A 14,474-nucleotide genomic window follows, 5' to 3' on the forward strand; every position below is an offset into this window, starting at 1 on the left:
GCTTTAAAACTCCAGCTTTAGCTTAGGTTGTTTAAGGGTTGAAGTATTTATACGTTGACGAAGATCGCGCCATCTTTTAAGTCGTGAAGATGTACCGCTAAGTACGCCACGACCTTTTTCTTTATTGAGCCATAACTGACTACCATTAAAACTGTATATTGGTACTAAGTCGTTACGTTGCGTTGCCGGCTTTATTCGTCCGTCAATATTATCTAAAATTAATGGGACAGAGCTGGGTGTATCGTAATAGGCTAAAACCATATGATATTGATTAAGGTTTACGGCTTTAACCATAGTGATCTTCATTTTATCGTCGGGAATACCGAGTTCCAGCAGTGTAAAATATTTAGCAATAGAATAATCTTCACAATCACCACCATTTACACCAATAAATTCGACAGGAGTCGCCCAATAATTTTTAACACCCCATAGTTTTATATCATCAATAAAGTGAAATAAATTAAAAAAGTTGTTCACCTTTTTTAATCGCTCTATTTCAGATTGATCTGGTGTTGGCGTCATTAATTTCATCCATGCTTTGCCGCGCTTTCCTGCTCGAGTTCCGTAACTTTTTTCTAAAGATTGTACGATTTTTTCACCGTCTAATGGCGCTAGAGGAGCCGCATAGAGCATAGATAGCAATAGCATACTAAAGAGTAATACTTGAATGAACTTTGATAACATTGCTGTTAAAAAGCAGCTTATCTTCATATTACTCTCAAAGGGTTACAATGCTTGATTAACGGTATAAATTGTCCATTTCATATCGTCAATACGTTTAACCGTGTTTACTTTTGCCATAATACGACGGTTAATAGCATGTGCTTCGGGCGTGTCTCCTTCTACTTCTAATCGATTAAAACCATAACCGAAAGAGGCAACACGTTTCTTATCAATATTAAATTCATTCACTAACACAAGTAGAATGGCGTTTGCTCGGTTTTCTGATAGTGTTTGATTAAGATCTTGCATACCCACTTTGCTGGTATGTCCTTCAATAACTACGTTAACATCTTCATTTTCAGTTAAAAAGTCAGCTAACGCTTTAATTTTACTATAGGCTGTTTGAGGTACTTCGTAAGAGTTATTGGCAAATTTGATATCAATATTTAAAGGATCATTGAATTGTTTTTGTGTGCCACATCCGTAATTATCGATACTGGCCCCCAATACGGTGTCAGCACATTTATCACGTGCTTCTATTACACCATCACTGTCATAATCATCTAAATTTTTTAGTTGCTTAACAGGGTCTTCTATAACGACTATAGGTTGAGTAGCACAAGAGGTTATCAACATTAGCGCTAACGACGTAATAAGCAGCTTGAGTGCGTTGTTGGATTTACTATGTATTGTTGTTAGCTTATTCATAGTTGTGCTCTCCTTGCCATGCTATTGAGCGTGTTACTCGTAGTGAATCAAGTAATTGGCCGGTAACATTGAGTAATCTATATTGCGCATTTAATTCATTAAAGTCAGCGTCTAGGTAGTCTTTTCTTGCTTCGAATAATTCGTTTTCTGTATCAAGTAAATCTAATAAGTTTCTTTGGCCTAAACTAAACTGATCTTGGTAGGCTAATTGTGTTTCTTTCGAGGTAATTATATGTTGTTTAATATATTTTTTTTGTAAAGCTAACATTTCAAAAGCATTCCACGCAAGTTCATAGCTTTCAGTTACTTGGCGATGAGCGCTGTAGTTTATTTCTCTTGCTTCACTTATTTTATAGGCGGCACTGCGTTCTTGTGCAACATCTTTACCACCTGAAAAAAAGTTATATTTTAAGCGTAACATGGCACTAACTTCATTACGGTGCCCACCAACATTAGGACCAAAACGGTTTAAGCCACTTTCGCCATCAATGTCGTTATATGAATTAGCGCCAAGTTCTAAAGCTAATTCAGGGTAGTAACTGGCTTTAACTGACTTTTTAAACGATTGTGCTGCGTTAATATCTTGCTGTGCAGATTTAATAACAGGATGGTTTTCAATGGCAAAGTCTAATCCTGTGCTTTTATCTTTAGGCAGCATGTCTGCATCTGGCACTGGAAGCACTAAGTCTTTAGGTAGATCATTGGTTAATCGAATAAATTGAGCTCTTGCATCTAATTGATTATTACGTGCTGCAATTAGGTTTGATTGAGCGCGAGCGACTCGGCCTGTTACTTGTGATAAATCAGCTATGCTGCCTAAACCTGAGTCGGTACGCTCTTTTATACGTTCATATATTTCTTGATGAGAAACTACGTTTTTTTCTGCTAAAGCGATCATTTCATCAGCTTTTAAGTAATTTATATAAGCTTTTGTTACTTCTAAAGCGAGATCTTCAGCTGTAGCTACTAATGCCCATTTTTCAGCATTGGCTTCGTGTTTGGTGCGATCTACTTCACTGCTGGTAAACATGCCATCAAAAATAACTTGTCTTAAGCTAACGCCAATTTCGCCACGTTTTAATTCTGTTTTTCCATCATCAAAATTAAGGGCGCTTCTACGATTTCCTGGGCTGTCGGTGTATTCATAACCGTATCCTGCGGTTAAATCTATTGTGGGTAAATATCCTGCCGATGCGCGATTAACATCTTCTTCTTTCGATTTAAAACGGGCAAAAGATTGGCGAATGTCAGGATGAGAATCTAATGCATGCGCAACGGCTGACTCTAAACTTTGGGAGTTGACTTGGAGAGAACATAATGTAGATAAGCTAATTAAACTTATAATGCCTACTTTGCTCATACTGAACTTGTTTATTTTCATAAATGTTCCATGTTATTAATGATTACCTATCGTTCTCGTAATGCTGATTGTTTTGCTCGTAATATAGGATTCAATATATATTCCAATACTGTACGTTTCCCGGTTATTACATCTACATCAGTCATCATGCCTGGAATGATAGGCATGTCTTCGTTATTGCTATTTTTTATACTTGAGGCATCAGTTTTTACTCTGATCAAATAAAAACTGTTACCTTCTTCATCTTGTGTGGTGTCTGCACTAATATGTACGACTTCTCCAGTTAAACCGCCATATCTTGCAAAATCATAAGCGGTTATTTTAACTACAGCGGGTAACCCAGGATAAATAAAAGCGATATCTCGAGGTTTTATTTTTGCTTCAACCATTAACATATCTTCGGTTGGTACTATTTCCGCAATAGTTTCTCCTGATTTTACAACACCCCCTAGCGTATTAATATGTATAGTTTTAATGGTACCTACAACGGGGGATACGATTAATGCTTTTGTGACTTTGTCTTGAGCGCCAACTTGCGATTCATTAATTCTAGAAAGTTTATTTTGTAGTTCATTAAGTTGAGCTCTTGCATCAGCACGATATTTTAATGCTGTTTCACGACGGTTTAAGATAGATTCTTGTAAAGAGGATTTTAATTTAGGAGAAAGTAAGCGAATGGCGCTTAATTCACCTTTTAACTCGTTTACACTGCGTTCTAATTTATATAATTCTATTTTAGACACTATGTTTCTTTCTGCTAATGGTCGAGTGAGATCAAGTTCTTTGGTGGCTAAATTATAGCTAATTTCCATGGTTTCTATTTTAGAGTCTAATTCGGCTATTTCTTGTTCTCTTTGTTGTATCTGTTGGCTTTGTATAGCGAGTTGATTGATTAGGTTGTCAAGTCTTCCTGTATATTCATCTTGTTGTCGTTGAACCATAAATTCGGCGTTAAGATTAAGATCTTCCGGATATTGTGGCACTTGTTTTTTTAAGTCTATTTGCAATCGCCAGTCGTCGTTTGTGCCAATAATGATGCTTGAAAGTTCGGCTCTTAAACGAATAATGTTGGCTCTTAAGCTATCAACTTCTTGTTTTTGTTCGGCAAAGTCAGAACGAAATCGGGTATCGTCAATTCTGGCTATAGGTTGACCTTTGGTTACTTGCATACCTTCTTGTACAAATAGTTTTTGTAATACGCCACCATCTAAACTTTGAATAATTTGTAGCTGAGACGAAGGTATTACTTTTCCTGAACCTGAGGTAACTTGTTCTAATGCCGCAAAATTTGCCCAAACAATAAAGCTAAAGAGTAAGCCAGCCATTGCCCAAATTGTTAATCGATGCAAACTGGGTACTTCAGTTAATAGTGCGCCGTATACATCGTCTGCCATGTCTAAATCTTGTTGGCTTACTTTCTTCAAAGTGAAACCTCCTGATCTATTTTTCCGCCTTTAAGTTGCTCCAATACAGTATTTTTAGGGCCATCAATCACTAATTTACCTTTTTCTAAAATAATAATACGGTCGACTAAGTGTAATAGATCCATTTTATGAGTAATGAGTAGTAATGTTTTGTCTTTTGCTGTTGCTGCAATTGATTGGATAAATTGTTTTTCGGCTCGAGCATCAAGGCTTGCGGTGGGTTCGTCTAACAATAATATTTGTGGTGCATTTAAAATGGCTCTGGCTAAGGCTATTGATTGGCGTTGTCCACGAGATAAAGCAATACCGTTTTCGCCTACTTGACGATCAAGCCCTTGAGATTCATTATCAGTAAAACTGCTGACTCCTGAAAGTTGCACTGCCCTGATCAGCTGATATTCGGTCACTTGTCGTGTGCCAAATAATATATTGTCGCGAACGGTACCATGAAAAAGTGTGATGTCTTGAGGTAAATAGCCAAAATTTCTACGTAAGTCACTTGGGTGAATTTGCTGATGGTTTAAACCATCGAAACGTATGCTTCCAGATGTAGTTTGGTAAAGGCCTAATAATAATTTAGCTAAGGTGGTTTTACCTGAGCCATTTCGACCCACAATGGCAATTTTTTCACCTTGTTTAATGTTAATCGATAATTGTTGTAATGCTTCATGATCAGCCGTTGGGTATTTAAATGCTATGTTTTCTGCTGATATATTTCCTGACAGTTTTGTACGGCTAGGTAGATGAGCTTTATCTTCAAACTCACCTTCTTGATCCATTAAGGTGGTGAGCTGCCTTAGTGCGCTGATGGTTTGATTAGAACGTGTCATTAAGCCTGCGAGTTTTGCTATAGGGGAGATTGCTCTACCTGTTAACATTACTGCGGCAATAATTCCCCCCATAGATATCAGGTTATCTGAAACACGATATACGCCTAAAACTACGACTGCTACAACCGAGATTTGTAAAATAAAGCTGGCAAAATTAATAACTGAATTTGTGATTATTTTTGATTTAAGTAACCAGGTTGATGTGTGGCCGATCATTTGTTGCCATGCGTTTTGTACTACACCTTCTGCACCATTGGCTTTAATTGACTCTAAGGCGCTAAGACATTCAACTAAGTGTCCGTGGCGTAATCCAGAAAATTTGTTACTTTCTTCTATGGCAGCTCGTAATTTAGGTTGCTTTATAATGGTGTAACCAATAATTAATATGGTGGCAATAATAGGGAAGAGCACAAGGTCTCCAGCAACTAACCATATGCAAAACATAAATAAAAAGGCGAAGGGTAAGTCAACTAAAGCGGTAATAGTGGCGGATGATAAAAACTCTCTGACGTTGTCAAATTCACTGAGTTGCTTAGCCATTCCACCAACACTTGGTGATCGCTTTTCGAGTGGGATACCAATGACTTTTGCAAAAAGTTTAGATGAGACTTCAATATCAATTTTTTTACCGGCTACATCAATAAGGTAGCCACGTAATTGTTTTAATATAAAGTCAAAAATATAGGCAATCCCTGCACCAATGGCGAGTACCCACAGTGATTCAAAAGCTAAGTTAGGCACCACTTTGTCGTAAATATTCATCACAAAAAGCGGTGAAACTAAAGCAAATATATTCACCATGATAGAGGCAATAATCACATCGCGATATATTGGAGCAGCCGCTTTAAGATGTTGTAATAGCCAATGTTCTGTAGAGTCGCTGATATGAACATCAAAATTTCGGTCACCACGATATTGTTGTTTAATTAAGAACAAATAACCAACAAAATTAGACTCTAATTCTTCAATGGTAAGTCGTTCTTCTCCACCTGTTTCAGGTAAGGTAACAATCGCTTTATTTTCTTCAATATTGAGTTCTTGTAAGACGCAGGATTTTTTATCTTTTAGCATTAAGATACAAGGCAACAACATTGATGGTAATTCGTTCAAACCTTTACGTACTAATTTTGCACTGAGTCCCGCTCTTGAAGCTGCTTGTGGAAGTAGCTCTGGAGTTATGTGATTACTGGAGAGGGGGAGCCCTGCAACGAGTGCTTCAGGAGAGCATGGGTTACCAAAATGCTCGGTAAGTAATACTAAGCTATCAAGCAGTGGATCAGAATTTAACCGCTGTGAGGCATTTATAGTCCATTGCGATGAAGGTTTAGCAGAGGGTTGCACTGAATTTACATTCCTTAAAACATAATCAGCAATAGGGTAAATACATTCCCTATTGCTGATTTTAATGGTAATTACATAATGTGAGTAGCTGTAATTTAACTATAAAATATCACTTGAATCTAGATCTGCAAGCGGAATTGTTGTTGGGGCTGTGTTATCGCTGATGATAACAGCCCCATCAACTAATAGGCCATTAGTTATACTTTGGTGTTCGGTTTTTTCTAGTACTACTTGTTCTATGGATTCAATTTGTTCATCTACTGGAGTTGGTTCTGTCGTTATTTCTTCATCTTCATTAGCAAATTGTAAAAATTGATCGATGCTGTTTGAACTTCCATCACTGATTAAATCACTTAAATCAAGTTCGTTCGTAGGAGCCGCTGTTTCTTCTTGTGTATTGAGTGTATCGATAGCACTGACTTTTTGTAAGTTGGATGTATCGATAGTGGCCGATTTACTAAAAGAAGCTCCTGCAATATCGTTGATGTTATTTATCAATAAAGGGCTAGGTGCTGGCGTAGGTACAGGATCAGGTACATCGATATGAATAGTTAGTGTTGTTGTATCTGAATCAGGCTTAACGGTATCACCATCTTGAATGGTATAACTAATAACATCACTAACGTCATTTGCGGGGAGTAACATACCGCTTTTACTTGTGTAAGTGTAAGCACCACTATCTTTAACAGTAAATGTGCCGTATTCAGCAACAATCTCAAAAGATGTATTAAGGGAGTTAAATATATAATCTGTACCGTTATAACTTACGTGAGTTAGCGTTATTATGCCATCAGGTGAGGTGTCGTTAACGTCACCTGAACTTCCTCTTGCTATTAAATTTCCTTTTACTCTGCTTACTGCAGCTGTTCCACTATCATTTTCCATTAATGTAATAAAATTATTGTCCGCGTTTGCAGTAGGGGCAGTATGAGAAACTTCAATGCTCACTGTTGCTGTGTCGGTGTCAGTACCATCACTGAGCGTATAATCAAAACTTGGGTGTATTACGGTACCACCTGTAAATCCGCTATTTTGGTAGGTAAAGTTACCTTGTGCGTTAATACGTAAAATTCCATCCTGAATGGCTATGGTTGCATAGCCATCAGCGGGATCAAATATTAAATTATTACCATTAACTTGTGTTACTGATAATGCCGCTCCATCACCACCGTCGGAATCAACTTTGCCATCGCCATCATTGTGTGTGATTACATTGCCAGAAACCATTTCACCTTCATGAACCGTAAAGCTGTCGTTTTCGGCAGTAGGAGGAATGTTTACTGATGGCGTTACGTCGATATTTAAGGTAGACGTATCAGTATTCACACCATCTGAAATGGTATAAACCACTTCAGGCACCGGACCGTTGTAATCAGCGGTTGGCACAAAGGTGAAGGTGCCATTTGGATTAATGGTTAATTCACCTTCCGCTAACCTTGTAGTTGTACCTAGTGGATCTACCGTAAAGGTATTGCCGCCCACCGTAAATTCCGTAATAACTGGTGTGCCGTCGGTGCTTGAAGCGTTTGTGAGCAAGTTACCGTTGAGCGTATTATCTTCACCGATCGTTAATGTTTCATTATCATCCGTTAAATCAGATTCCGGTGTTACGTCAATATTCAAGGTAGACGTATCGGTATTGACCCCATCGGAAATCGTATAAACCACTTCAGGAACAGGTCCGTTGTAATCAGCTGTCGGTACAAACGTAAACGTTCCATTTGGGTGAATGGTTAACTCACCTTCCGCTAATGTAGCAGTGGTACCCAATGGATCTACAGTAAAGGTATTGCCGCCTACCGTAAATTCAGTAATAACCGGCGTGCCGTCGGTGCTTGCTGTATTGGTAAGCAAGTTACCGTTTAACGTGCCGTCTTCTGGCACACTGAGTGTTTCATTGTCATCGGTGAGATCCGATTCAGGCGTTACGTCAATATTCAAGGTAGACGTATCGGTATTCACACCATCGGAAATGGTATAAATCACTTCAGGAACCGGACCGTTGTAATCAGCGGTCGGCACAAACGTAAACGTTCCATTTGGGTGAATGGTTAATTCACCTTCAGTAAGAGCCGTGGTGGTACCTAGCGGATCTACCGTAAAGGTATTGCCGCCTACCGTAAATTCCGTAATAACTGGTGTGCCATCAGTGCTTGCGGCATTGGTAAGCAAGTTACCTGAAAGATCTGTATCTTCAGCGGTGGTTAATACTTCATTGTCGTCGGTGAGATCTGACTCAGGTGTTACGTCGATATTTAAGGTAGATGTATCAGTATTCACACCATCTGAAATGGTATAAACCACTTCAGGCACCGGACCGTTGTAATCAGCGGTTGGCACAAAGGTGAAGGTGCCATTTGGATTAATGGTTAATTCACCTTCCGCTAACCTTGTAGTTGTACCTAGCGGATCGACGGTAAAGGTATTGCCACCGACGGTAAATTCCGTGATTGTTGGTGTACCGTCAGTACTTGCGGCATTGGTGAGCAAGTTACCTGAAAGATCTGTGTCTTCAGCGGTGGTTAATACTTCATTGTCGTCGGTGAGATCTGACTCAGGTGTTACGTCGATATTTAAGGTAGATGTATCGGTATTGACCCCATCTGAAATGGTATAAACCACTTCAGGCACCGGACCGTTGTAATCAGCGGTTGGCACAAAGGTGAAGGTGCCATTTGGATTAATGGTTAATTCACCTTCCGCTAACCTTGTAGTTGTACCTAGTGGATCTACCGTAAAGGTATTGCCGCCCACCGTAAATTCCGTAATAACTGGTGTACCGTCGGTGCTTGAAGCGTTTGTGAGCAAGTTACCGTTGAGCGTATTATCTTCACCGATCGTTAATGTTTCATTATCATCCGTTAAATCAGATTCCGGTGTTACGTCAATATTCAAGGTAGACGTATCGGTATTGACCCCATCGGAAATCGTATAAACCACTTCAGGAACAGGTCCGTTGTAATCAGCTGTCGGTACAAACGTAAACGTTCCATTTGGGTGAATGGTTAACTCACCTTCCGCTAATGTAGCAGTGGTACCCAATGGATCTACAGTAAAGGTATTGCCGCCTACCGTAAATTCAGTAATAACCGGCGTGCCGTCGGTGCTTGCTGTATTGGTAAGCAAGTTACCGTTTAACGTGCCGTCTTCTGGCACACTGAGTGTTTCATTGTCATCGGTGAGATCCGATTCAGGCGTTACGTCAATATTCAAGGTAGACGTATCGGTATTCACACCATCGGAAATGGTATAAATCACTTCAGGAACCGGACCGTTGTAATCAGCGGTCGGCACAAACGTAAACGTTCCATTTGGGTGAATGGTTAATTCACCTTCAGTAAGAGCCGTGGTGGTACCTAGCGGATCTACCGTAAAGGTATTGCCGCCTACCGTAAATTCCGTAATAACTGGTGTGCCATCAGTGCTTGCGGCATTGGTAAGCAAGTTACCTGAAAGATCTGTATCTTCAGCGGTGGTTAATACTTCATTGTCGTCGGTGAGATCTGACTCAGGTGTTACGTCGATATTTAAGGTAGATGTATCGGTATTCACACCATCTGAAATGGTATAAACCACTTCAGGCACCGGACCGTTGTAATCAGCGGTTGGCACAAAGGTGAAGGTGCCATTTGGATTAATGGTTAATTCACCTTCCGCTAACCTTGTAGTTGTACCTAGTGGATCTACCGTAAAGGTATTGCCGCCCACCGTAAATTCCGTAATAACTGGTGTACCGTCGGTGCTTGAAGCGTTTGTGAGCAAGTTACCGTTGAGCGTATTATCTTCACCGATCGTTAATGTTTCATTATCATCCGTTAAATCAGATTCCGGTGTTACGTCAATATTCAAGGTAGACGTATCGGTATTGACCCCATCGGAAATCGTATAAACCACTTCAGGAACAGGTCCGTTGTAATCAGCTGTCGGTACAAACGTAAACGTTCCATTTGGGTGAATGGTTAACTCACCTTCCGCTAATGTAGCAGTGGTACCCAATGGATCTACCGTAAAGGTATTGCCGCCTACCGTAAATTCAGTAATAACCGGCGTGCCGTCGGTGCTTGCTGCATTGGTAAGCAAGTTACCGTTTAACGTGCCGTCTTCTGGCACACTGAGTGTTTCATTGTCATCGGTGAGATCCGATTCAGGCGTTACGTCAATATTCAAGGTAGACGTATCGGTATTCACACCATCGGAAATGGTATAAATCACTTCAGGAACCGGACCGTTGTAATCAGCGGTTGGCACAAACGTGAAAGTGCCATTTGGGTGAATGGTTAATTCACCTTCAGTAAGGGTAGCTGCTGTGCCTAGTGGATCGACGGTAAAGGTATTGCCACCCACCGTAAATTCAGTAATAACTGGCGTGCCATCAGTACTTGCGGCATTGGTAAGCAAGTTACCGTTTAACGTGCCGTCTTCTGGCACACTGAGGATTTCATTGTCATCGGTGAGATCCGATTCAGGCGTTACGTCGATATTCAAGGTAGACGTATCGGTATTCACACCATCGGAAATCGTATAAACCACTTCCGGTACGGGACCGTTGTAATCTGCTGTTGGTACAAACGTAAACGTTCCATTTGGGTGAATGGTTAACTCGCCTTCAGTAAGAGTCGCTGTTGTGCCCAATGGATCGACGGTAAATGTATTGCCACCCACCGTAAATTCAGTAATAACCGGCGTGCCATCAGTGCTTGCTGCATTGGTTAATAGATTGCCTGAAAGCGAACCATCTTCTGGCACACTGAGTGTTTCGTTGCCATCTGTTAATTCAGAGGTAGGCGACTCAGGTGTTACGTCAATATTCAAGGTTGACGTATCGGTATTCACACCATCTGAAATGGTATAAACCACTTCAGGCACCGGACCGTTGTAATCGGCTGTTGGTACAAAGGTAAACGTTCCGTTAGGATTAATGGTTAATTCACCTTCCGCTAACGTTGCGGTTGTACCTAGTGGATCGACGGTAAAGGTATTACCACCCACGGTGAATTCCGTGATTGTTGGTGTACCGTCAGTACTTGCGGCATTGGTAAGTAAGTTACCGTTTAACGTGCCGTCTTCTGGCACACTGAGTGTTTCATCACCATCGGTGAGATCTGACTCAGGTGTTACGTCAATATTGAGTGTTGATGTATCGGTATTCACACCATCGGAAATCGTATAAACCACTTCAGGCACAGGTCCGTTGTAATCGGCTGTCGGTACAAAGGTAAACGTTCCGTTAGGATTAATGGTTAATTCACCTTCTGCTAATGTAGCCGTTGTACCTAGCGGATCGACGGTGAACGTATTGCCGCCTGCCGTAAATTCAGTAATAACCGGCGTGCCATCAGTACTTGCTGCATTGGTTAATAGATTGCCTGAAAGCGAACCATCTTCTGGAACACTGAGTGTTTCATCACCATCGGTGAGATCTGACTCAGGTGTTACGTCAATATTCAAGGTTGACGTATCGGTATTCACACCATCGGAAATCGTATAAAGCACTTCAGGAACAGGACCGTTGTAATCTGCTGTTGGCACAAAGGTAAACGTTCCGTTAGGATCAATGGTTAATTCACCTTCCGCTAACGTTGTAGTTGTACCTAGTGGATCGACGGTAAATGTATTGCCACCGACGGTAAATTCAGTAATAACCGGTGTACCGTCAGTGCTTGCGGCATTGGTAAGTAAGTTACCGTTTAACGTGCCGTCTTCTGGCACACTGAGTGTTTCGTTGCCATCTGTTAATTCAGAGGTAGGCGACTCAGGTGTTACGTCAATATTCAAGGTTGACGTATCGGTATTCACACCATCGGAAATCGTATAAAGCACTTCAGGAACAGGACCGTTGTAATCGGCTGTCGGTACAAACGTAAACGTTCCGTTAGGATTAATGGTTAATTCACCTTCCGCTAACGTTGTAGTTGTACCTAGTGGATCTACGGTAAAGGTATTGCCGCCCACCGTAAATTCAGTAATAACCGGCGTGCCATCAGTGCTTGCTGCATTGGTTAATAGATTGCCTGAAAGCGAACCATCTTCTGGCACACTGAGTGTTTCATCGCCGTCTGTGAGATCCGATTCAGGCGTTACGTCAATATTCAAGGTAGACGTATCGGTATTGATCCCATCGGAAATGGTATAAACCACTTCAGGCACCGGACCGTTGTAATCAGCTGTAGGTACAAACGTAAACGTTCCGTTAGGATTAATGGTTAATTCACCTTCCGCTAACCTTGTAGTTGTACCCAATGGATCGACGGTGAACGTATTGCCGCCCACCGTAAATTCAGTAATAACCGGTGTACCGTCAGTGCTTGCTGCATTGGTAAGCAAGTTACCGTTTAACGTGCCGTCTTCTGGCACACTGAGTGTTTCATCGCCATCGGTTAAGTCAGACTCAGGTGTTACGTCGATATTTAAGGTAGACGTATCAGTATTCACACCATCGGAAATGGTATAAACCACTTCAGGCACCGGACCGTTGTAATCGGCTGTCGGTACAAACGTGAAAGTGCCATTAGGATTAATGGTTAATTCACCTTCCGCTAACGTTGTAGTTGTACCTAGTGGGTCGACGATAAAGGTATTACCATCTACCGTAAATTCAGTAATAACCGGCGAACCATCAGTGCTTGCTGCATTGGTTAATAGATTGCCTGAAAGCGAACCGTCTTCTGGCACACTGAGGGTTTCATCACCGTCTGATAATTCAGAAGCCGATGATGTAGGTATTACAGGAGCGTTAATTTCGGTATTCTGAACGTCAGGGATTATAAAATCATTGGTTAACTCGATTGTGTCATAACCAGCTTGGGCGATTGTTTCTTCTGCATTTCTTGTTAATGTAGTAAAACTGCCACCACTATTGTTAAGAATATCTCCAGCGGCAGTATCTGGAAGTTCAACATCGTCGCCTGACTCAATGAGTTCCTGAATGGCATTAATATCATCGAGTACAGCATTTTGTGAATTGGTATCTGGTGTCTCATTACCTTCAGCACTGTTAATATCACCTTCGATATTTTCAATACTGAGAGTATCGCTTGAAACACGCTGTTGACTTCCGTCATTGAAAGTAAGGGTTATCTCACTATTTTCTGAAAAAACAATTTCGGTACCTGCAGTTATGTTATCACCAACATTCAACGGAATATCTGTACCTGAATCGATGTGAACGATTCCTTTGATATCAGTTATTTTTGCATTTTTTGAGGCTACAAAATTGTTCATGAACTACATCCCGAATAATTTATTTAATTAGTTGTTAAATGGTGATTTTTTACACTTGCAGTGGCGAACGAACATTATTTTTCTATCAATTGATGTGCAATTTATTCACGCAGTAAATACTTATTATAGATGACTATAACAGTATATGGAGGACTCATCTAGATAATCCATGTTTGTCATTATTTAGTAAGGAGTTTTAATATTAAGAGGAAAATAAAAAAGGCGATATTTTAAAATATCGCCTTTAAATAGAATTAAATATAGTACTATTTTCAGATACGAGCTTTAAAGCGTCGAGCGCTTAAGCCACACAATGCAATTGCAAAAATAATTAATGTTGAAGGTTCTGGAACATTAGCTACCTTTTTGAAAATGTAATTAATATAATCACCACTCAGAGCGCGATCATCAACCCAAACAGAAACATCTGCATTGCTATCGTATTTATTGTCGCCATTAGCATCGGCTGTAACATTTTCAGCAAGTCTTGATACCGCATTTAGGTTTCCATCATACCAAGCTAAATGGTTTACAATATTTGCACCTGCACTTATTGTTGATATATCAAAAGATAATGCAAAGGCTGCTAAAGCATAATCACTAGTATTACCACCTAAAAAGTAAACTGCTGCCTCTAATCCATTCACAGGGTCAGCATCGCTCCAATGAGGAGACTCTTCACCTTTTGGGTTATTGTTACCCACTAAATCAAAAAGATTTACGTATTCCCAACGTTCACCAGCTCCGTCTAAATAAACTTCTCCTGATATTAAATTTGCATGTACGTTACTTGCGGAAAATAAAACAACAATAGTCAACGCTATGCTTAATAATTTAGAAATCATGTTACTTCTCACTTTCTCAAATTTTATGGAAAAAATATTCCAACAACTAAATGTATACTAGCATAAAATAAGCCATAAAAAT

At 40.3% G+C, this 14,474-nt stretch carries 7 protein-coding genes; all 7 read right to left on the bottom strand.

Annotated features, from left to right (window positions below; translation table 11 throughout):
- Positions 1–3: 3 nt before the first annotated feature.
- Positions 4–711, bottom strand: coding sequence for a transglutaminase-like cysteine peptidase (locus tag ACM9HF_RS13915; protein WP_473609770.1), 708 nt, complete (start codon positions 709–711; stop codon positions 4–6).
- A gap of 15 nt (positions 712–726) precedes the next feature.
- Complete coding sequence (locus ACM9HF_RS13920; RefSeq protein ID WP_473609775.1) at positions 727–1,371, bottom strand: OmpA family protein; 645 nt, start codon at positions 1,369–1,371, stop codon at positions 727–729.
- Positions 1,364–2,752, bottom strand: coding sequence for a TolC family outer membrane protein (locus ACM9HF_RS13925; protein ID WP_473609779.1), 1,389 nt, complete (start codon positions 2,750–2,752; stop codon positions 1,364–1,366). Before ACM9HF_RS13925 ends, ACM9HF_RS13920 begins: the two co-directional genes overlap by 8 nt.
- Positions 2,753–2,778: 26 nt before the next feature.
- Entirely contained in the window at positions 2,779–4,125 is a 1,347-nt protein-coding gene (locus ACM9HF_RS13930) for an HlyD family type I secretion periplasmic adaptor subunit (RefSeq protein WP_473618309.1), read from the bottom strand.
- Positions 4,126–4,151: 26 nt separating this feature from the next.
- Positions 4,152–6,326: a type I secretion system permease/ATPase gene (locus ACM9HF_RS13935; RefSeq protein WP_473609783.1), complete on the bottom strand. Its 2,175-nt coding sequence runs from the start codon at positions 6,324–6,326 to the stop codon at positions 4,152–4,154.
- A gap of 99 nt (positions 6,327–6,425) precedes the next feature.
- On the bottom strand, positions 6,426–13,547 hold the full coding sequence (locus tag ACM9HF_RS13940) for a retention module-containing protein (protein WP_473609787.1): 7,122 nt from the start codon (positions 13,545–13,547) through the stop codon (positions 6,426–6,428).
- A gap of 272 nt (positions 13,548–13,819) precedes the next feature.
- Positions 13,820–14,392, bottom strand: a complete 573-nt coding sequence (locus ACM9HF_RS13945; protein ID WP_473609790.1) for a PEP-CTERM sorting domain-containing protein — start codon at positions 14,390–14,392, stop codon at positions 13,820–13,822.
- Positions 14,393–14,474: the final 82 nt, after the last annotated feature.

This window comes from Colwellia sp. RE-S-Sl-9 (assembly GCF_048296855.1).
GTDB lineage: Bacteria > Pseudomonadota > Gammaproteobacteria > Enterobacterales > Alteromonadaceae > Pseudocolwellia.